The following is a 21,253-nucleotide window of genomic DNA, read 5'->3' as shown; positions in this document are numbered from 1 at the left end:
TCGAGAAATATTTTATTTATGAAAAGTTGATATTAGTCACGTAGTATAGTGACGATATCACCTTATTTTTTCTTCCTTATTCTGATTACTGTTTTCTATATAATAAAATGAAATAATTTCAATTTGAGTACAATGACTCGACATTTCCCTTGCCTTTGGGGTAGATTTAGCTATCTAGAAGTCTAAAATAACAAATTGAAATAGTCGAGGTTTTGAGTAATGCCAATTCGTGTACCAGATGAATTACCAGCAGTGAACACTCTTCGCAATGAAAACATCTTTGTCATGACTTCAACACGGGCCAGTATCCAGGATATTCGTCCATTGAAAGTATTGCTACTTAACCTAATGCCAAAGAAAATAGAAACAGAAAGCCAGTTTATTCGGCTACTATCTAACACACCGCTTCAAATCGATATTCAATTGTTACGTATCGATAGTCGTCAATGTAAAAATACCCCTGCCGAACATTTAGATACCTTTTATTGTGATTTTGATTCAATCAAAGATCAAAATTTCGATGGATTGATTGTCACAGGTGCCCCTTTAGGACTGGTTGAATTTGAGGATGTCGTTTATTGGAATGAGGTTGAAAGAATAGTTACTTGGGCAAAAGAACATGTTACCTCGACGCTTTTTGTTTGTTGGGCAGTTCAAGCTGCATTAAAAGTGCTTTATCACCTGCCTAAATATACCCGAAAAATTAAACTATCTGGTGTTTATTCTCATTCAACTTTAGATCCTTTGGCATTATTAACACGTGGATTTGACGAAACATTTTTTGCCCCTCACTCGCGTTTTGCGGATTTTCCTGAGTCTTTAATTCGTGAACATACAGATTTAGACATTTTAGCCAGTTCAGAAGAGGTGGGCGCCTATTTATTTGCCAGCAAAGACAAAAGATTAGTTTTTGTGACAGGGCATCCTGAATATGACGTAGGAACGCTAGCTGCTGAATATTGGCGTGATCACGCCGCTGGTTTGGAACCGGAATTTCCAGTCAATTACTTCCCGAATAACGATCCTGACAGTAAACCTGTTGCGTCTTGGCGTAGTCATGGTCATTTACTCTTTTCAAATTGGTTAAATTATTACGTCTACCAAATTACTCCATACGATCTGGCTGTTATGAATCCCAGCTTAGATTGAGCTTGATTTAAGTTTTAGATAGAAAAATGAGAATATGCTGAAGCGAGCCATTTCTCATTTTGTTAATTTTCTTGCCAATATTGTTGTTCGACAGTCATTCGTCATTTTTCAAGCATAACAAAAACTTAACATTTTTGTGTCTGATTTTTTGGAAGTCATTTCCCTGTTTTTTCTTTCTTTTGACTATCTTAATTATTTGATTTTATTTAATTAATTTTTATATTGTAAAATAATGGAAATGGTTTTTGATTTATTTTCTGAATTGGTTAGTCTTAATCAAGTGACTATTTAAAAGTGAAAAGTGGGGAGATTATGCAGCAGGCATCAGCAACCAAATTAACTTTTATAAAACCTTTTGGTGAGGCGGAAAAACAGGTGTTATCACCTGAATCAATTCGCTTTTTAGAGGATTTAATCGTTGAATTTTCGGACAGACGCACAAAATTATTGGATGCGCGTGTAGATTGGCAGAAAAAAATAGATGACGGTTCATTACCAGATTTTATTTCGGAAACCACTTCCATTAGAGATGGTAATTGGAAAATTCAGGGAATACCTGATGATCTCAAAGATCGTCGGGTTGAAATAACGGGCCCCGTAGAGCGTAAGATGGTCATCAATGCCCTAAATGCAAATGTGAAAGTATTTATGGCAGATTTTGAGGATTCATTAGCACCTGCATGGGATAAAGTTATCCAGGGACACATTAACTTACGAGATGCTGTTAATGGAACAATCTCATATGCCAATGAGCAGGGTAAACGTTATGAGTTGAAAGCAGACCCCGCAGTATTGATTGCCCGTGTGAGGGGGTTGCACCTGTCAGAAAAACACATTCTCTACAAGAATGAACCTATTTCCGGCGGATTATTTGATTTTGCCCTCTATTTCTATTTGAATCATAAGAAGTTATTGCAAAAAGGCAGTGGACCTTATTTCTATCTGCCAAAAATACAGAGCTACCATGAAGCACAGTGGTGGAGTGATGTTTTCAGTTTTGCCGAGTCACGTTTCAATTTGCCAACAGGCACAATTAAGGCAACGGTTTTGATTGAAACATTGCCGGCTGTATTCCAGATGGATGAAATTCTGTATCACTTGCGTCATCACATCGTTGGCCTAAATTGTGGACGCTGGGATTATATTTTCAGTTATATCAAGACACTGAAAAACCATCCTGACCGCGTTTTGCCGGATCGCCAATCCGTTACGATGACCCAACCTTTTTTGAGTGCCTATTCTCGCTTGCTGATTAAAACCTGCCATAAACGTGGTGCATTCGCCATGGGGGGCATGTCGGCATTTATTCCTAGTAAAGATTCTGTGCAAAATCAGCAAGTTTTGGACAAAGTCAGGGCGGATAAAGAACTGGAAGCCAATAATGGTCATGATGGTACATGGGTCGCGCATCCGGGGCTTGCAGATATTGTCATGGCAGTCTTTGACGCAAAATTGGGAGAGCGTCAAAACCAATTAACCGTTTTACGCGAGCAAGACGAAACGATTACGGCTGAACAATTGCTTGCACCTTGTTCAGGAGAAAGAACAGAAGCAGGAATGCGTGCCAATATTCGTGTTGCCGTTCAATACATAGAAGCCTGGATTTCCGGGAATGGGTGTGTACCGATTTATGGCTTGATGGAAGATGCGGCGACAGCAGAGATTTCCCGGACCTCTATTTGGCAATGGATCCGCCATGAAAAGTCACTCTCTAATGGTAAAAAAGTGACCAAGGAACTGTTCAGGGAAATGTTGAAAGAAGAGCTGGCCGTGATTAAACAGGAAGTCGGGGAGCAGGGCTTTAATCAAGGACGATTTATAGAAGCTGCTGATTTAATGGAACAAATTACCACTCAGGACGACTTAATTGATTTCCTAACGTTACCTGGCTATCAGTTATTAGACTAATTTAAACACCATAATGGCAAAAATATCCGATTAACTCAGTATAGGAAGTAGAACATCATGACCATTTCCCGGAAACAACAAATCGCTCAATTGGAACAAGAATGGCAACAACCACGTTGGAAAGGGATTACTCGTCCGTATAGTGCTGAAGATGTGGTTAAGTTGCGTGGTTCGGTCAACCCTGAACACACTTTGGCGCAAATGGGAGCGAAAAAGTTGTGGAAGTTGCTGAATGGTAATTCGAAAAAAGGTTATGTGAACGCGCTTGGTGCGTTGACTGGCGGTCAGGCACTTCAGCAGGCTAAAGCCGGTATTGAGGCGGTTTATCTTTCCGGCTGGCAAGTGGCGGCAGATGCCAATACCGCAGCGAGTATGTATCCTGATCAATCACTGTATCCCGTTGATTCTGTACCTAATATAGTTAAACGTATCAATAACAGCTTCCGGCGTGCCGATCAGATCCAATGGTCAAATGGTATTGATCCCGATAGCCAAAAATATGTTGACTATTTCCTGCCGATTGTCGCGGATGCGGAAGCGGGGTTTGGTGGTGTACTTAACGCATTTGAGTTGATGAAAGCGATGATTGAGGCGGGAGCTGCCGCAGTTCATTTTGAAGACCAACTGGCCGCAGTGAAAAAGTGCGGACACATGGGCGGCAAAGTGTTGGTTCCGACTCAAGAGGCCATTCAGAAGCTGGTGGCTGCCCGGTTGGCGGCGGATGTCTCCGGTGTACCAACCTTGTTAGTGGCACGCACTGACGCAGATGCCGCCGATTTACTGACATCGGATTGTGATCCTTATGACCGTGCGTTCATTACCGGCGAGCGAACCTGTGAAGGTTTTTATTGTACACGTGCTGGCATTGAACAAGCGATCAGCCGTGGACTGGCTTATGCCCCTTACGCCGATGTTGTTTGGTGTGAAACCTCTACACCGGATATTGAAGCCGCCCGCTGTTTTGCGCAAGCCATCCACGCGAAATACCCTGGCAAATTATTGGCGTATAACTGTTCGCCTTCTTTTAACTGGAAAAAGAATCTGGATGATAAAACCATTGCCAGTTTCCAGGATCAGTTATCTGCTATGGGATATAAATTCCAGTTCATCACATTAGCGGGTATCCATAGCATGTGGTTCAACATGTTTGATTTAGCCTACGATTATGCGCGTGGTGAGGGAATGAAACATTATGTTGAAAAAGTTCAGGAACAGGAATTCGCTGCCCTTGATCGTGGTTATACCTTCTCCTCACATCAACAAGAAGTGGGAACAGGATATTTTGATAAAGTGACCACGATTATTCAGGGAGAAGGCGCTTCTGTTACGGCATTAACCGGATCGACAGAAGAACAGCAATTTTAAGTTCACTATACCGATAGAAATAACAAATGATTGGGGAATTCCAAAAGGAATTCCCTTTTACTGCCGGATAAAGGTGGCTAAATATGGAAACAGATCTCGCTCATTTAATTGCACAAACCATTTTGCAGGGATTTGATGCGCAATATGGTCGATTTCTGGAAGTCACTTCTGGGGCACAGCAACGTTTTGAGCAGGCTGACTGGCCTGCTGTACAACAGGCGATGAAAAAGCGGATTAATCTGTATGATCATCATGTCGGATTGGTGGTGGAGCAGTTGAAGCGTATTCACACTTCATTACAACATGATGAAGATGACATTGCTGAGGTCAAAGCGGTTTATACCCGTTTACTGCCTGACTATCCGCGTTTTGAAATTGCAGAAAGTTTTTTTAATTCGGTTTACTGCCGTTTTTTCAAACATCGTAATTTGAAACCAGACAATCTCTATATATTTTCTTCTCAGCCACCTGCTCGTTTTCGGCATATTTCTCGTCCACTATCACGGGATTTTTTGCCTAATGGTAATCTTGCATCCATGTTGCGAACCCTCTTAAATGATTTGCCATTACGGCTTAAATGGGAGGATTTGGAACGGGATATTGGTTATATCACGCAATATTTGCAGAATACATTTTCCCAATCTGATTTATTACAGTCTACGTTCCAAATTGCTAATGAATTGTTTTACCGCAATAAGGCGGCTTGGTTGGTCGGAAAAATCAGAATGGGGGCGATGATTTACCCATTTTTGTTACCGATTCATCACAATGAATCGGGGGGAATTTTTATCGATACTTGTTTGACCAACCACGATGATGCCAGTATCGTTTTTGGCTTTGCCCGCTCCTATTTTATGGTTTACGCCCCCTTGCCGGCAGCTCTGGTGGAATGGTTGCGTGAAATTCTTCCGACGAAATCCACGGCGGAGTTATACATGGCGATAGGCTGCCAGAAGCATGGCAAGACCGAATATTATCGTGAATATCTGACATTCATTAATTCCACTCAGGAACAGTTTACGATTGCACCGGGAGTGAAAGGCATGGTAATGCTGGTGTTTACGTCCTCGTCATTTGATCGGGTATTTAAAGTGATTAAAGATAAATTTGCGCCCCAGAAAGAGGTTTCCGAAGAGCGTGTCAAAGAGTGCTACCGTTTGGTAAAAGAGCATGATCGGGTAGGAAGAATGGCTGATACACAGGAATTTGAAAACTTTGTCATTGCTAAACACCATATCAGCCCTGAATTAATGGCAGAATTGCAAAAAGAGATCCCCAAAAAATTAGAAGACTTGGGCGATAAGATTTTGATAAAGCATCTTTATATGGAACGTAAAATGATGCCGCTAAATATTTATATGGAGCATGTCAATGAGGCGCAATTAAAAGATGTGATCGAAGAATACGGAAATGCGATTAAGCAACTGGCTGCTGCAAATATTTTTCCCGGCGATATGTTGTTTAAAAACTTTGGTGTTACCCGCCACGGAAGGGTGATTTTCTACGATTATGATGAAATCTGTTATATGACCGAAGTGAACTTTCGGGATATTCCTCCGCCACGCTATCCAGAAGATGAGTTGGCTGGCGAACCTTGGTATAGTGTTGCTGTTAACGATGTTTTCCCAGAAGAATTCCGGCATTTTTTATGTACTGACAAACGTATTCGATGTTATTTCGAAGAAAGTCACCGTGATTTATTTCGAACAGACTACTGGCGGGCATTGCAGGAGCGTATCAAAAATGGATATGTAGAAGATGTTTTTGCTTATCGCAGTAGACAGCGATTTAGCCAGCGTAGTGAAATAAATTGATTTGGATAAATATTCGATAAGCCATGAACCATTTTTCTCAATGCGAAAATTTTGTGACAGTCAATTTCCGCATTGGTGTTTAGATAAAACAATTACGCTCTGGTTGTTGCAATAGTCGTTCCTGAAATAGCAAGACGTGCCAGCTCCGTAATCTGGGCATAATCTGCTTTTTTCAACGCATCATTCGGTACTAACCATGAGCCACCTACGCACAGAACACTATTCAGTGCCAGATAATCACGATAGTTTTCAGGAGAAATTCCCCCCGTTGGGCAAAAACGGACTTGCGGGAATGGGCCTGCAATGGCTTTCAGTGCCTTAACACCGCCATTTGCTTCTGCCGGGAAGAATTTGAAACAGTTCAAACCATAATTCATTCCTAGCATTAATTCAGAAACCGTGGAAATCCCCGGGATAAGAGGAATGGAACCGCTAGCTGCCGCTTTTAACAACTCATTCGTCAACCCCGGACTCATGGCAAATTGGGCACCCACTTCAGTGACCGCAGCCAGTTGTTCAGGATTAATCACCGTGCCTGCACCGATAATCGCCTCAGGAACGGCTTTAGCGATAAGTCGAATGGCTTCCAGTGCACATTCGGTTCTTAAGGTCACTTCCAAGACACGAATTCCGCCGGCAACCAGTGCTTTTGCCAAAGGAACCGCATGTTCAATCTCATTGATCACAATGACAGGGACGACCGGGCCATCAGTCAGGATATTTTCTGCGGTTGTTTTCCAATGCTTCATTATCCGTTTCTCTCATTAAATCGAACCCCACCAGCAACTTGACCGACGACACACCACAATGGCATGTGACTGATGGCATTTTGGCAAAATTACTTAATGCCACCGTATTCCCGGCTAATGGCTTTTGCCGCCCGCATAACCAGAGCGCCAAGTTCAGTAACACGTTCATCAGAGATGCGTGATACAGGGCCAGAAATAGAAATCGCGGCAAAGGCTTCATGATGTTCATCATAGATACAGGCAGCAATACAGCGTAATCCTAACGCATGTTCTTCATCATCAAATGAAAAACCTTGCTTGCGGATCTGTTCGAGATTGTCTGTTAATGCGGCGGCAGTGGTATACGTGTGTTGGGTATAAGTGTGCATGCCTTTTTTATGCAGCAATTGGAGGCGTTTTGGTTCAGACAGTGTAGCAAGCAGGGCCTTACCCGCGCCGGAAGCGTGCATGGGTAGTTTGCCACCAATGGGCGCGGACATTCTCATCAGCGCATTGCATTGCACTTGATCGACAATCACGGCTTCATATTCATCAAGATTAAGGATGGCAAGGTTGACGGTTTCACCGGAATCTTCCATTAATTGGCGCAATATAGGATGAACCAGCACCATCAGATTACGGCTTTGTAAGAAACTGCTGCCGACGACAAAAGCATGGGAAGCGATCACCCATAACCCTAAATCGCCTATTTGGCGAACAAAACCATGTTGTTGCAAGGTAGTCAAAAGACGATGGGTGGTGGAGTTAGGCAGACCGGATTGGATCGCCAGATCAGTCAGGGCAACGCCGACAGGCGAATCGGAAATGTATTCCAAAAGTGTCAACCCTCGGCTTAAAGATTGAACCTGACCGCTTGCAGCGGCACTGTTAGCGGTTATTTTCGTTTTTTTTGTGCGTTTGCTGGCAACGGCTGTGTTCATAAGATGCCCTCTGAATAATCGTTTATTTGCAGCAACGGTCGCTGCGATGGACACAAAATGGAATTTATTTTCATTTTCTTATTATGGATGATAACGAGGGTAAAAACACATCCGATGTGTTGGTAGTGGGAAAACGAAACATGAAATGAAGATTTGTAGATAGTGTGGATAGTGGTTATTGGTGTTGATGGTGGGTATTTTGTAGGTTATAATTTCCTCGATTTTGATGAAGAGGAGACGATGAGTAGCGAGGATTTAATTAAAAAAATCAAAGCGTGTGGGTGGGAGTTGGTGAGGATCAATGGTTCACACCATATTTTCGAAAAATCAGGAGAACCCTTCCCATTAGTTATTCCTCATCCGCGTAAAGACATAGCGGTAGGAACGCTAAATAAATTACTAAAACAAGCTGGATTAAAATGAAAATAGTCAAGCGGTCATATGGCCGCTTTATGAAATAGAACTTATATAAGGTGCAACCATGAGATATCCAATTTATCTACATCAGGCCGACGACGGATCATTCTCCGGATTTGTGCCAGACGTTGTCGGTTGTTACTTTGCAGGTAATTCTATCGATGATGCAATTGTTGATGCCGCCAATGCCTTAGGTGCTTATTTTGAATATCTGAGTGAGCAAGGGAAAATACCAGTAGAGGCGAAAACAGTGGCTGACCATCTTGGTGATGAGGATTGTACGGGTGGGATCTGGGCTTATGTTGATATAGATTTGGCTAAATATGAAGGGCGTACGACAAAATTAAATATTACCTTGCCGCAGTTCCTCTTAGCCAGAATCGATGATTATGTCAGTTCACATAGGGAATATCACAGCCGTAGTGGATTCTTCGCAGAATTAGCTCGACGTGAATTGTCGAAACATTCATAAGATTGATTGACTATCCTCTTTACAAGATCAAGAAAACCCGCTCTTTATGCGGGTTTTTCTCGCGATGATAATATTGAATTTGTTTTTCATCCCTCAAACAAACTCTGATGCAATGTCTGAATAACCTGTTCTGCATCTTTACCCGGAACGAGCAGGCAGACATTATGGCTGCTTGCGCCACAGCTTATCATGCGAATATTAAAGGGTTCCAACACGCCAAAAATCCCTTTTCCCAATCCTTTTGCCCGTGAAAGCTCATTGCCGATAATTGCCACCAGTGCCATATCTTCTTCGACTTCCACCCGGCATAACGTAGAAAGTTCAGTGAGCAGCGCATTAGTCAGCAGGCTGCCATTGGTGCTGGTAGAACCTGTGGTATCCAGCGTCAGGGCAATGCTGACCTCGGATGTGGTAATCAAATCCACTGAAATATTATGGCGCGACAGCAGGGTAAACACTTCTGCCAGAAAGCCTCTTGCATGTAGCATTTTCAGGCTATGCAGGGTCAGCAAAGTTTGTTTGCGACGCAAGGCTAATGCACGAAACAGCGGGGGGTTTTCTGTTTTATCACACACTATCGTACCGCCTGCCTGTGGATCTTTGCTGGAGCCGACAAAGACCGGAATACCGCAGCGAACAGCCGGTAGCAGCGTGGCAGGATGGAGAATTTTGGCGCCAAATGTCGCCATTTCTGCTGCTTCATCAAAGGCAATTTTATTGATGCGTTTAGCCGTGGGAACAATACGCGGATCGGTGGTGTAGATGCCTGGTACATCTGTCCAGATATCAACACGTTGTAAACCCAGCGCTTCACCGAGTAAGGCGGCGGTATAATCACTGCCGCCTCGCCCCAACGTCGTGGTACGGCCTTTTTCTTCCCTGCCAATAAACCCTTGGGTGATGACGAGGGTATCGTCCAGGCGGGAATAAAGGTGTTCCATTGCCAAAGTATGGAGCTGGAGCATATCTGGTTCTGCCCGTCCAAAGTTATCATTGGTGCGCATGATCCGGCGGATATCAAACCATTCGGCATGGGTATGGCGTTGACGTAACAACTCCACAAACAATAACGTGGACATGACTTCACCGTGGCTAACCAATTCATCAGTCAGTGCGTCTGAAGTGGCAAGCGAAGCGGCTTCTGACAGCATATCAATATTTTCCAGCAGGCGATCAATTTCCTCACGGAGCACATTAACTTCATTCAATCGGTCAATAATGGCATATTGAATGTCACGGATTTGTTTCAGATAGTTCTCCCGTTTATCGCTATCGCAACCAGCCGCCAAGGCAACCAGCAAATTGGTCACGCCAGCGGAAGCTGACAGAACGACAACACGGACATTGGTGTTTGCCAAGATAATATCGGCGCAATGGCTCATGGCATCGAAGTCTGCCACACTCGTACCACCAAATTTTGCTACGACATACTGCGAGTCAGGAGATGAAACAGCACACATGGATGATAACCTTTTATTTGGAGAATCGTTCGAAGAGTCGGCTTTTAGAAATATCGGGTTAGGTGCACTGAGTCAATATTTGACGATGAAGCATAAATAATTTTCATGATGGAAATGAAATTATCGTTTTTGCCTATCTCAACAATTAAGGCTGGAAATCACGGGCTATTTTGACCAATATCAGTGATTACAAGGAAAGGGAGACGCATCACAGCATTAAATCGTTACAATCTGTGCATTCCTATTGTTTATTGACCGTTGATAGAGAGCATTATTCATGAAAAACACCAACCCTAGCCAGACCGAAGCCTGGAAAGCATTACAACAGCATTTTGAGCAAATGAAAGATGTGCATTTGCGGGATTTGTTTGAGCAGGACAAAGAACGGTTTACGGCATTTTCTGCGACATTTGAGCAGCAGATTCTGGTGGATTACGCCAAAAACCGCATTACCGCAGAAACACTGGAAAAGTTACAGGCATTGGCGCAGGAAACCGATTTAGCCGGTGCCATTCGCAGTCTGTTTTCCGGGGAGAAAATCAATCGTACTGAAGATCGTGCGGTGCTGCATATTGCCCTGCGTAACCGTAGCAATACCCCGATTATGGTGGATGGGGAAGATGTGATGCCGCAAGTCAATGCGGTGCTGGCAAAAATGAAATCATTCAGTGAACGCATCATTAGTGGTGAGTGGAAAGGCTATACCGGCAAAGTGATTACCGATGTTGTGAATATCGGCATTGGGGGATCTGATCTTGGCCCTTATATGGTGACAGAAGCGATGAAAGCGTATAAAAATCACCTGAATATGCATTTTGTTTCCAATGTTGATGGCACCCACATTGCCGAAACACTCAAAACCTTAAATCCAGAAACCACCTTATTCTTGATTGCTTCCAAGACATTTACCACGCAAGAAACCATGACCAATGCACATTCTGCCCGTCATTGGTTCCTGCAAAGTGCCGTTGATGAAGCGCATATCGCAAAACATTTTGCCGCATTATCCACCAATGAACAGGAAGTCACCAAATTCGGTATCGATCCCCAAAACATGTTTGAATTTTGGGATTGGGTAGGCGGACGCTATTCGCTCTGGTCTGCCATTGGCTTATCCATTGTCCTTTCCATTGGTTATGAGAATTTCGAACAGTTGCTCAGTGGCGCCCATGCCATGGATAAACACTTTGAGCAGACCGCCTTTGAACAGAACCTTCCTGTTTTGCTGGCCCTGATCGGAATCTGGTACAACAATTTCTTTGGTGCGGAAACTGAAGCGATTCTGCCTTATGATCAATATATGCACCGTTTTGCTGCCTATTTCCAACAAGGCAACATGGAATCAAATGGCAAATATATCGATCGGAATGGCAATCCGGTGAATTACCAGACCGGGCCGATTATCTGGGGGGAACCGGGCACCAATGGTCAGCATGCGTTCTACCAGCTTATCCATCAGGGTACTAAACTGATCCCGTGTGATTTTATTGCACCGGCCATTAGCCATAATCCGGTTAGCGATCATCATAGCAAACTGCTGTCTAACTTCTTTGCACAAACGGAAGCGCTGGCATTTGGTAAAACCCAGGCGCAGGTGGAAGCGGAATTTGCGGCCGCCGGGAAAAATGCCCAGGACGTGGCGAATGTTGTGCCATTCAAGGTATTTGAAGGTAACCGCCCAACCAACTCCATTTTATTGCGTGAAATTACCCCATTCAGTTTGGGGGCGTTAATTGCCATGTATGAACATAAGATCTTTGCTCAGGGCGTGATTTTGAATATCTTCTCATTCGACCAATGGGGCGTAGAACTGGGTAAACAATTGGCGAACCGTATTCTGCCTGAACTGCATGATGCCGAGGCGGTAACTAGCCATGACAGCTCGACAAATGGCCTGATTAACCGATTCAAAGAGTGGCGTTAATCTGAACTTCTCTATTCTCTGATTTCTCCTCACCTTAATATGTGCTGTCATTAAGGTGAGTTTTTTTGTAATTTACATAATTTGTTACCCACTTTTAATTTTATTGGTCTGCAACATGATATCCTCATTCCCCATTCGTTGTACTGTCGGGGAAATTGAGATTCCCCGCAATGGGAAAATGATATGGCAGATAACACCCTATTAACTCCAACTTCCATCCACTGGTTATCGGCAGATGAGACTGACTTTATTCCTGCATCTGTTTTAGATTGGCTGGTGGAAGTCGATTCAATGACATGCCGCTTTGAACAACATTGCCAGCATGTATCGGTTGCTCCTTTTCGCGAAGGCTTTATCACTTTAGAACAGTTAGGTGATGAAAGTAAGCACTTACCTGTAAGTGGAAAATACTGGTTACGTGAAAGTGTCCTGTATGGGGATAATGTCCCGTGGCTTTTGGGGCGAACCCTTATTCCGGAGGAAACACTCACCGGCCCGGATAAAAAATTGGTCGATGTGGGCACTGTGCCGCTTGGTCGTTATCTTTTTAGTGGTAATAATCTAACGCGGGATTATATTCAAATAGGCCAGCAGGGGGATCGTTGGGCACGTCGTTCTTTACTGAGGTTGTCGGGCAAGCCACTGCTGCTCACGGAAGTTTTTCTACCGGGATCACCTGCATATAAGATCAATAAAACGAAAGGGGAGAAAGAGATTGAAGGTCTGTATGACGCAAAATAAATGGCGTGCTTATTGCCGTTTAATGCGTATCGATAAACCCATTGGCGCATTATTACTATTATGGCCAACATATTGGGCATTGTGGATCGCCGCAAAAGGTCTGCCGGATTGGCATGTACTGATAGTCTTTACTGTCGGCGTTTTTTTCATGCGTGCTGCGGGATGCTGCATTAATGATTTCGCAGACAGAAAATTTGATGGGTATGTAGAACGGACCAAATCCCGTCCCCTGCCTAGTGGCGACATTACCGAAAAAGAAAGCAAAATCTTGTTTGTCACGCTGGCACTCATCTCTTTCGCGCTGGTTTTGACTCTCAATAAAATGACGATTGCACTGTCGGTTGTTGGTTTGGCACTGGCGTGGATTTACCCGTTTGTCAAGCGTGTCAGCCACCTGCCACAAGTTGTGTTGGGTGCTGCTTACGGCTGGTCCATTCCTATGGCGTTTGCCGCAGTAAGTGAGTACTTACCTTTAGAATGCTGGCTATTATTTTTAACCAACATCATCTGGTCTGTGATTTATGATACGCAGTACGCCATGGTTGATCGTGACGATGACCTGAGAATCGGTGTGAAATCAACCGCCGTACTTTTTGGGCGCTTTGATAAACTGATCATTGCTATTCTGCAATTCATCATGGTGGGCATTTTGGTTTTCGTTGGCGGGATGGTGAATCTGGGGGGAATCTATTATTGGACGATATTGTTGGTAACCGCGCTGTTCATTTATCAGCAGAAACTGATCACAAATCGGGAACGAACTGCCTGTTTTCAAGCATTTATGAACAATAATTACGTCGGTATCGTGCTATTCCTCGGTATTTTTTTCAGCTATATCTAGGATAACGTGGCTTTAATATAACGGGCGGTAATCCGCCCGTTGATTTTTTGTCTCGTTATTGCTGGTCTTGGGCGACCTGTACCGGTTCATTTTGCTCCGGTGGCATGCTGACACTTTCAATCGTCAAGCGAATTTCAGGGGACATCAGCTCACTTAAGACCTGATAGAGTTCCTGAGTGCTGGTGGTCATCATATCGCCTCTGTCTTGAATATAACCTTCTTCGCGCAGCGTATTAACCGAGCAGGCAAAAACGGCCTTGTCAAAGAACTCCGGCGCATTAATGCCATGCAGCACTGACAGGCGTTGTGCCAGCATCCGGCTCTCTTTTTCCAGTACACCACGGCTAATTTCAGGTGTGGCATTCAACAAAGAAAGCGTAATGGTATAACGTTGCAGCGTTTCTCGGATACCTGCCGCCAACAATTGCAGTGGGCGAATACGTGCAGGGTTCAGTACCAGCATCCCTTGCTCTTTGTTACAGATAAGACCTTGGCGTACCAGCTCATCAATCAAAGTATTGACGACATCGGGAAGCGTTTCCTTGCTGTAACGCATGAAAAGCTCTTGTTTGATCAGCGGATAGATCAGTACGACCTGTCTGAGCAATTCACTGCGACTCATGCGGCGGTGATGCATTACCATACTGGCCATCAAAGATGGCAGGATCAATAAGTGCTGGATATTGTTGCGATAATAAGTCATTAATACCGCGCTTTCGCGTGGCAGGATAATAATATCGCCCAGACTGTCCTTTTCGACCTCGAACTTATTCATCATAAGGGCATGATCTAACAATTCTTCGGCGGTTTTGTTTGGCACCGTGATATCGCCAGTGTAAGGCACATTACGCAGTAATTGCAGATAGCAATCCAACTGCTCAATAAGCTGTTCGCGAGTGAGTGCTCGCTGACGTGAGGACAACAACGCCGTGGTGCACAAATTCATCGCGTTCGCTGCGGCGGCATTATTGATATTGACCATAATATTGCGAGACAGCTTACCGACGGTTGGCGCCAGCCAGGTTGGACGCTGAGATTCTATTGGGTCAATCGAGTCACGCCACTCTGGAACATGCTGGTTCAGGTATTGTACCAACGGGATCGGCTCACCAAAATTCACGTAACCCTGTCCGAGATTACGTAACTTGCGCAGCCCTCGCACCATCTGGAAAAAGCCTTCTTTTTCTTTGGTTGCCCCACGCAGCTCTTTGGCGTAAGTCGCCACTTCCATGACATGTTCATAACCGATATAGATCGGCACAATCGTGATGGGACGAGATTCCCCGCGCAGCATCGCTTGCAAGGTCATGGAGAGCGTACCTGTTTTGGGATCGAGTAAACGACCGGTACGGGAGCGTCCCCCTTCGACAAAGTATTCAACCGAATAGCCACGGGCAAACAATTCACCGAGATATTCACGAAAGATCGTTGAATAGAGTTTATTGCCTTTAAAGGTACGGCGAATAAAGAACGCACCAAGACGACGGAATATCGGGCCAGCCGGCCAGAAATTCAGGTTAATGCCTGCCGCAATATGTGGTGGAACCAGCCCTTGGTGATAGAGCACATACGAGAGCAGCAGGTAGTCCATATGGCTGCGATGGCAGGGAACATAAACCAGCTCATGACCATCCTGTGCCAACTGGCGAACCCGTTCGGCATTATGCACATCAATGCCTTGGTACAGCCGGTTCCACGTCCAACTTAAAACGCGGTCAGTCAAGCGTACTGTTTCATAGGAGAAATCCGCCGCTATCTCTTCCAACATATTGATGGCATTCTGTTTTGCCTTTTCGGGCGAGATTTTCTTGCCACGGGCTTCATCAGCAATCGCTTTTTCTATGGCTTTTGAGGCCAGTAACTTGTTGAACAGATCCTGCCTGAGCGGCAAACGAGGCCCAACCGCCGCAAGACGCTGGCGGGAATAGTGCATCCGCGCCACACGGGCAAGTTTATTGGCGATAATATTATCCGTACCATGTTCATCGGCCATATGGCGTAAAGACACGGGGGTGGAAAAACGCACAAAACTATCCCGTCCAAGCCATAGGATTGCAAAAAGTTTCTGTACGCCATTAAGCAAACGTAATTGTGGCGCTGTATTTCCTTCTTGTCCTTCACGCCCCGGAGAGCGGCCAAACATGACAGAAACCGGCACCATCTGGATATTCAGATCGGGATTATTGCGATGCAAATCCAGATAGGAGTGAAAAATTTTCACCGATTCATGCTTTGGCGCATAACAGCGGAACACACGTGGGCCGTTATCGATAAAGACATAACTGGGAAGCTGTGTGTCACCGATCTCCAAAGGCTCCAGCGGATCAGACAAATCTTGCGCCAGACATTGTTGACGCAGGGTTAATAAGTCTGTCTTTGAGTGGTACGGCAGTACGTACAAAATAGGCCGGGTCGTATCAAGACGCAGCTCCGCAATGGGGTCCGTAGGGATTAGTTTACTTTTTACTAAAAATTTTAGTGGTAAATTCAATAACTTATAATATATTTTACGCCAACCTGACATAACTGCTTTAAGCCTCTTGTTAGCAATGCGTCGCAAGGATACCAGAAACAGATTTTGAGATCTGTGGAAATAAGACAATAATAAGAGCTAAAAGTTATATAACCATACAATGATCAAGTTCATTAAAGAAAATTTTTATGGCAAATCAAGCAACAGGTTTAATCCGCATCATTAAAGCGGCTAAGTATTCGGCGAAAGGCATTAAGGCTGCATGGCAAAATGAAGCGGCATTTCGGCAGGAAGCCATTGTTGCCATACTTGCGGTTATCATTGCATTTTCCTTCGATTTTGGCTTGTTTGAGAGACTCCTGCTTATTGGCTCTATTATGCTGGTCGTCATTGTCGAAATCCTGAATAGTGCCATCGAAGCCGTGGTGGATCGTATCGGTAGTGAATATCATGAATTATCGGGACGAGCGAAAGATATGGGATCAGCGGCTGTATTGCTTGCTATTCTTCTGGCGCTGTTTACTTGGGGAATGATCTTTTGGTCGCATTTTATGCACTGAAGCAGCGTGTATTTTCATCAAAATACGTTATTTAGCTGCTTTTACATGCTAACAGGTTCCCAATTCGAATTTACCTGTATATACTCCCAGTTTGGCTGTATAAACAAACAGGGGGCGAAATGAAAGCATTAACTGCCAGGCAGCAGCAAGTTTACGACTTGGTGCGTGACCATATTTCGCAAACGGGTATGCCACCAACACGTGCTGAAATTGCTGCACGTCTTGGTTTTCGTTCACCTAACGCAGCGGAAGAGCATTTAAAGGCACTTGCGCGTAAAGGGGTGATAGAGATTATCGCTGGTGCATCCAGAGGTATCCGTTTGCTGCTCGAACAGGAAGATAATGGGGCGGGATTGCCGCTGATCGGTCGTGTTGCTGCCGGGGAACCACTACTGGCTCAGGAACACATCGAAAGTCACTATAAGGTTGATCCTGAATTATTCAAACCAAGCGCTGATTTTCTGTTGCGTGTCAGTGGAATGTCCATGAAAGACATTGGTATTATGGACGGGGATTTACTGGCTGTGCACAAGACACAGGATGTTCATAATGGGCAAGTCATTGTGGCGCGCATTGAAGATGAAGTGACAGTAAAACGCTTCAAACAAACAGGAAACACCATTGAACTGATCGCTGAGAATCCGGAATTTAAACCTATTGTTGTTGATTTGAGTGAGCAGAATTTCACGATTGAAGGATTAGCCGTAGGCGTTATCCGTAACGGAGACTGGTTCTGATCCTACTCTGTGGCGGTCATTTTTCTCAGTACCTGTTAAACTTAAGTTCAGCGGGAACTTGAAAAATAGATGATGATATCAGCGATGACCGCCTCATTGCTTAATCCGGCCTCAAGCGTTTTTTCTTATCTCTTTTTATTCTCTTCAACCGAATGATTATGCTGGCAGGTATCGCGCTCGGTGCAGGCTTCAATCTCATGGCAGGAAAAACACAGGCCATGAATTTCTATCACACTATTTCGCAAATGAAACCCGGTGCCTTGTGCTAACTGTTGAATGGCGGATTCAATATCTTTCGCCTCCTTTTCGGTCACTGAACCACAAAATTCACAGATAAACATCGCCGAAGTATGACAAGGTTGTTCGAAATGATGGCAAATCACATAGCTGTTTGTGGATTCTATTTTGTGAATAAAACCTTGTTCCAGCAAAAACTCTAACCCACGATAAACCGTTGGGGGCTTGGCTTGTGGCTCGACTTCACGCAACAAATCCAGCAAATCATAAGCGCTTATCGCGCCGGGCTGTTGAGTGATTAGACGAAGAATTTCAAGGCGTTGAGGTGTCAAACGAACCCCTCTTGACAGGCAGATTGCTTCAGCCTGTGCCAGTAACTTTTTTTGATTGATAGTTTTCATTACACCTCTCACACCGACACGATGCCAATACCTTTAATGTTATCATGTTTTTGAGTCTGAGAGTGGAGTCCCACACAATGCGCAGCCCCATTTTGGTCACTATCAGATGAGCCTGTTGTTGGAGGGATTCAGCTATAAAAATTAATCCGCAGATAAGAACGATAAAATAGGCTGAAAAACGGAGAAAATAAAACTGGAAATATTGGATAATAGATGAAGGTTTCGTTTAACCAATGACCATTTATTTTAATAGTTACACTTAGTGAAGAAACGGCGTGGAAAAATATACTTAAAACCGCCGATTATGTTTATGAAATTTTCGGCAGCTTTGATGAATTTTACACGAATTATCGGTTAGGTAATGCCTATTGGAGCCGGGATTTTGATAGGGCGAAAAAACGTCTGAAAGAGTTCCGCTTTTATAAAGCCTATTGTAATTGGCCGATTGCTCAACTCCCCTGGCCAGAACCGAAAGGAATACCGATGGAGCAATATATGAAAGATGGCTTTGCTGATGCCGTTAATTCCATTTTGCGGGATCAGATGGAAAGCCAGCAAAACGAAGACATGCTGAATGATGATAGCCATACTGAGATTCGTGTATTGCACTAACCTTATGTTTTTAAATGAATTTAATTTTATCAGAACAATTAAATATATTTTTGGGATATAGAAAAGTCGTTATCAGAGAAAAGCTGTATTATCTCATTGTCTGACTGGCATTGATTTTGTGTCTGAACATTCGGCTATGGTATACTGCGCCGCTTCACGTAACCCCTGGTATCCTGAAACACCTTCTATCTGGTGTACTGAAAAAGCAAAAACAGACCCCAAATGCACGAACATAAAAAATCAAAAAATATGCCTGAAATCAACGGAAAAGCCCATAAATTCAAACCTTCCCGCTTCTCCGTTGCGCCCATGCTCGACTGGACTGACCGTCACTGCCGTTATTTCCATCGCCTATTAAGCAAGGAAGCGCTGCTTTATACCGAAATGGTCACAACGGGCGCGATTATTCATGGTAAAGGGGATTATCTGGCCTATAACGAGCAAGAGCATCCGTTGGCGCTGCAATTAGGGGGCAGTGATCCGCAGGCATTGGCGCAGTGTGCCAAGATCGCGCAGGAAAGGGGTTACGATGAAATCAATTTGAATGTCGGTTGTCCTTCTGATCGTGTGCAAAATGGCCGTTTCGGGGCTTGTCTGATGGGAGAAGCGGCGCTGGTAGCCGATTGTGTCAAAGCAATGCAAGATGTTGTGGATATCCCTGTTACCGTTAAAACCCGCATCGGAATTGATCAACAGGATAGCTACGAGTTTCTATGTGATTTTATTGCCACTGTCGTGAAAAACAGTGATTGCGATAACTTTATTATTCATGCGCGTAAAGCGTGGTTGTCGGGTTTAAGCCCAAAAGAAAACCGCGAAATTCCGCCTTTGGATTACCCGCGCGTCTATCAATTGAAACACGATTTCCCACAACTGACGCTTTCCATTAATGGCGGCATTAAATCGTTGGAAGAAGCGAAACAGCATTTGCAATATGTCGATGGCGTAATGATTGGGCGGGAAGCCTACCAAAATCCCTCTCTTCTGGCACTTGTGGATCGTGAATTGTTTGACCAAACCGTTCCCGTGACCAATATGGTCGATGCGGTTAAGGCGCTTTATCCTTATATTGAACAAGAGTTGTCAAAAGGCACTTATTTAGGGCATATCACCCGCCATATTTTGGGTATTTTTCAGGGAATTCCGGGGGCACGTCAGTGGCGTCGTCATTTAAGTGAAAACGCCCACAAACCGGGCGCTGATATTAGGGTGGTTGAAAACGCGCTGGAAATGGTGACAGAGCGGATGTAATCCGCCCAGATATTTTATGGAATTAATAAGCTGGAACCGTGAGTAGCACGGCTTTCCAGTGTCTGGTGTGCTCTTACCGCTTCGCTCAATGGAAACTTCTGATCCTCCGGTACATCCACATTGATTTTGCCGCTGGCAATTAAATCAAATACTGCCTTGCTGGCTTCTGCCAACTCTTCGCGGCTGGTGATATAGCCGTTAAGAGAAGGGCGGGTGAGAAACAGTGAACCTTTTTGATTAAGAATACCTAAATTTACCCCTGTGACCGGCCCCGATGCGTTACCGAAACTGACCATCAAACCTTGGCGTTTCAGGCAATCGAGTGAATCGAGCCATGTCTCCTGACCGACAGAATCATAGACAACGCCGACTTTTTCCCCGCCAGTAAACGCTAAGACACGTTCCACAATATTCTCGCGACGATAGTTGATGGTTTGCCACGCTCCCGCTGTTTTGGCAAGCGCGGCTTTTTCGTCTGAGCCGACCGTTCCAATCAACTTCGCACCCAGTGCTTTTGCCCATTGGCAGGCAATTAAACCAACGCCACCGGCAGCAGCATGGAACAAAATAGTTTCTCCTGGCTGGATCTTATAGGTCAGATTGAACAGATAATAAACGGTTAAACCTTTTAAAAATGACGCAGCCGCTTGTTCGAATGAGATCTCATCAGGCAACAAGGCTAATTTGCTTTCAGGAACGTTATGTATTTCACTGTAAGCCCCTGAGTCAGACTGGGCATAAACCACACGATCACCGACTTTAATGGACGTCACTTTTGATCCAACTTGAGTAACAATACCCGCGGCTTCTGTTCCCAACCCAGTAGGCAGATTGGTCGGCGGATATAAACCACTGCGTATGTAGGTATCGATATAATTAATGCCGATAGCTTTGTTTTCGACTTGGACTTCATCAGGTGCAGGGGCAGCAGGTGTAAATTCACAATATCGGAGTACTTCTGGACTGCCTGTAGCCGAAAATTCAATGTGTTTTGCCATAGTAACCCTCTCATTATATTAAAAATATTGGGAACAGCCTCGCATGTTTGCATTGCAATCGCTGCAAATAGCGTTAATGTGTCGGAAATCATTGAAGACTATATATATTTACTTTGTGTTTTGATGTTTGTCCATTATTTTTATTTTTATCTAAAAATCAAGCGGTTAATAATATATTTAACTGTATGTTGTTCCAGTGTTTATTGACGTTTCCTCATTGTTAC

General features: G+C 44.2%; 19 protein-coding genes and 1 pseudogene. 14 read left to right on the top strand and 6 right to left on the bottom strand.

The annotated features are described in order from the left end of the window. The first annotated feature begins 219 nt into the window (after nt 1-219). The 4 genes from metA (at nt 220) to aceK (ending at nt 6,236) form a co-directional block, all read left to right on the top strand. Nucleotides 220-1,149: a homoserine O-acetyltransferase MetA gene (gene metA / locus PSI15_RS14180; protein WP_273584066.1), complete on the top strand. Its 930-nt coding sequence runs from the start codon at nt 220-222 to the stop codon at nt 1,147-1,149. A 312-nt stretch (nt 1,150-1,461) separates the two neighbouring features. Next, on the top strand, nt 1,462-3,057 hold the full coding sequence (aceB, locus tag PSI15_RS14175; protein WP_273584065.1) for a malate synthase A: 1,596 nt from the start codon (nt 1,462-1,464) through the stop codon (nt 3,055-3,057). A gap of 57 nt (nt 3,058-3,114) precedes the next feature. After that, on the top strand, nt 3,115-4,422 hold the full coding sequence (gene aceA, locus PSI15_RS14170) for an isocitrate lyase (RefSeq protein WP_045972461.1): 1,308 nt from the start codon (nt 3,115-3,117) through the stop codon (nt 4,420-4,422). Between the two features lie 83 nt (nt 4,423-4,505). Continuing rightward, the gene (gene aceK / locus PSI15_RS14165; RefSeq protein WP_273584064.1) at nt 4,506-6,236 is read left to right on the top strand and encodes a bifunctional isocitrate dehydrogenase kinase/phosphatase; all 1,731 of its coding nucleotides are present in this window, start codon (nt 4,506-4,508) and stop codon (nt 6,234-6,236) included. 92 nt (nt 6,237-6,328) lie between these two features. On the opposite strand, the gene PSI15_RS14160 is transcribed toward aceK, so the two are convergent. After that, a complete protein-coding gene (locus PSI15_RS14160) occupies nt 6,329-6,985 on the bottom strand; it encodes a bifunctional 4-hydroxy-2-oxoglutarate aldolase/2-dehydro-3-deoxy-phosphogluconate aldolase (protein WP_273584063.1) in 657 nt (218 codons plus the stop codon). A gap of 89 nt (nt 6,986-7,074) precedes the next feature. Then, nucleotides 7,075-7,905, bottom strand: a complete 831-nt coding sequence (iclR, locus tag PSI15_RS14155) for a glyoxylate bypass operon transcriptional repressor IclR (RefSeq protein ID WP_273584062.1) — start codon at nt 7,903-7,905, stop codon at nt 7,075-7,077. A gap of 171 nt (nt 7,906-8,076) precedes the next feature. Here iclR and PSI15_RS14150 point away from each other — a divergent pair, with 171 nt between their 5' ends. Together PSI15_RS14150 and PSI15_RS14145 are read left to right on the top strand one after the other, a co-directional pair. After that, a complete protein-coding gene (locus tag PSI15_RS14150; RefSeq protein ID WP_337928850.1) occupies nt 8,077-8,328 on the top strand; it encodes a type II toxin-antitoxin system HicA family toxin in 252 nt (83 codons plus the stop codon). A gap of 58 nt (nt 8,329-8,386) precedes the next feature. Further along, a complete protein-coding gene (locus PSI15_RS14145; protein WP_273584061.1) occupies nt 8,387-8,794 on the top strand; it encodes a type II toxin-antitoxin system HicB family antitoxin in 408 nt (135 codons plus the stop codon). Nucleotides 8,795-8,880: 86 nt separating this feature from the next. Here PSI15_RS14145 and lysC read toward each other — a convergent pair whose 3' ends face one another. After that, nucleotides 8,881-10,254: a lysine-sensitive aspartokinase 3 gene (lysC, locus tag PSI15_RS14140; protein ID WP_045972450.1), complete on the bottom strand. Its 1,374-nt coding sequence runs from the start codon at nt 10,252-10,254 to the stop codon at nt 8,881-8,883. 277 nt (nt 10,255-10,531) lie between these two features. Here lysC and pgi point away from each other — a divergent pair, with 277 nt between their 5' ends. The 3 genes from pgi to ubiA all read left to right on the top strand — a co-directional run bounded on the left by pgi (nt 10,532) and on the right by ubiA (nt 13,760). Continuing rightward, the gene (gene pgi / locus PSI15_RS14135; protein WP_273584060.1) at nt 10,532-12,178 is read left to right on the top strand and encodes a glucose-6-phosphate isomerase; all 1,647 of its coding nucleotides are present in this window, start codon (nt 10,532-10,534) and stop codon (nt 12,176-12,178) included. Nucleotides 12,179-12,361: 183 nt separating this feature from the next. Beyond that, on the top strand, nt 12,362-12,919 hold the full coding sequence (gene ubiC / locus PSI15_RS14130; RefSeq protein WP_273584059.1) for a chorismate lyase: 558 nt from the start codon (nt 12,362-12,364) through the stop codon (nt 12,917-12,919). Next, nucleotides 12,906-13,760: a 4-hydroxybenzoate octaprenyltransferase gene (gene ubiA / locus PSI15_RS14125; protein ID WP_273584058.1), complete on the top strand. Its 855-nt coding sequence runs from the start codon at nt 12,906-12,908 to the stop codon at nt 13,758-13,760. Before ubiC ends, ubiA begins: the two co-directional genes overlap by 14 nt. Nucleotides 13,761-13,815: 55 nt before the next feature. Here the strand turns inward: ubiA and plsB are convergent, their stop codons facing one another. Continuing rightward, on the bottom strand, nt 13,816-16,284 hold the full coding sequence (gene plsB, locus PSI15_RS14120; protein WP_273584057.1) for a glycerol-3-phosphate 1-O-acyltransferase PlsB: 2,469 nt from the start codon (nt 16,282-16,284) through the stop codon (nt 13,816-13,818). Nucleotides 16,285-16,421: 137 nt separating this feature from the next. Here plsB and PSI15_RS14115 point away from each other — a divergent pair, with 137 nt between their 5' ends. Both PSI15_RS14115 and lexA read left to right on the top strand, forming a co-directional pair. Beyond that, entirely contained in the window at nt 16,422-16,793 is a 372-nt protein-coding gene (locus tag PSI15_RS14115) for a diacylglycerol kinase (protein WP_273584056.1), read from the top strand. A 119-nt stretch (nt 16,794-16,912) separates the two neighbouring features. Further along, the gene (gene lexA, locus PSI15_RS14110; protein WP_045972439.1) at nt 16,913-17,530 is read left to right on the top strand and encodes a transcriptional repressor LexA; all 618 of its coding nucleotides are present in this window, start codon (nt 16,913-16,915) and stop codon (nt 17,528-17,530) included. Between the two features lie 125 nt (nt 17,531-17,655). Here the strand turns inward: lexA and zur are convergent, their stop codons facing one another. Continuing rightward, the gene (gene zur / locus PSI15_RS14105) at nt 17,656-18,168 is read right to left on the bottom strand and encodes a zinc uptake transcriptional repressor Zur (protein WP_273584055.1); all 513 of its coding nucleotides are present in this window, start codon (nt 18,166-18,168) and stop codon (nt 17,656-17,658) included. 243 nt (nt 18,169-18,411) lie between these two features. Here zur and PSI15_RS14100 point away from each other — a divergent pair. The 3 genes and pseudogenes from PSI15_RS14100 to dusA form a co-directional block, all read left to right on the top strand. Next, nucleotides 18,412-18,618 (top strand): annotated as a pseudogene (locus tag PSI15_RS14100) (DUF1266 domain-containing protein); the annotation flags it as partial. A 33-nt stretch (nt 18,619-18,651) separates the two neighbouring features. Further along, nucleotides 18,652-18,780: a hypothetical protein gene (locus tag PSI15_RS14095; RefSeq protein ID WP_273584054.1), complete on the top strand. Its 129-nt coding sequence runs from the start codon at nt 18,652-18,654 to the stop codon at nt 18,778-18,780. A gap of 249 nt (nt 18,781-19,029) precedes the next feature. Next, nucleotides 19,030-20,031: a tRNA dihydrouridine(20/20a) synthase DusA gene (dusA, locus tag PSI15_RS14090; protein WP_273584067.1), complete on the top strand. Its 1,002-nt coding sequence runs from the start codon at nt 19,030-19,032 to the stop codon at nt 20,029-20,031. A 14-nt stretch (nt 20,032-20,045) separates the two neighbouring features. On the opposite strand, the gene PSI15_RS14085 is transcribed toward dusA, so the two are convergent. Continuing rightward, on the bottom strand, nt 20,046-21,029 hold the full coding sequence (locus tag PSI15_RS14085; protein ID WP_273584053.1) for a quinone oxidoreductase: 984 nt from the start codon (nt 21,027-21,029) through the stop codon (nt 20,046-20,048). Nucleotides 21,030-21,253: the final 224 nt, after the last annotated feature.

The organism is Xenorhabdus sp. PR6a (assembly GCF_028599065.1).
GTDB classification, from domain to species: domain Bacteria; phylum Pseudomonadota; class Gammaproteobacteria; order Enterobacterales; family Enterobacteriaceae; genus Xenorhabdus; species Xenorhabdus doucetiae.
This window is presented reverse-complemented; position numbering and strand designations above follow the sequence as displayed.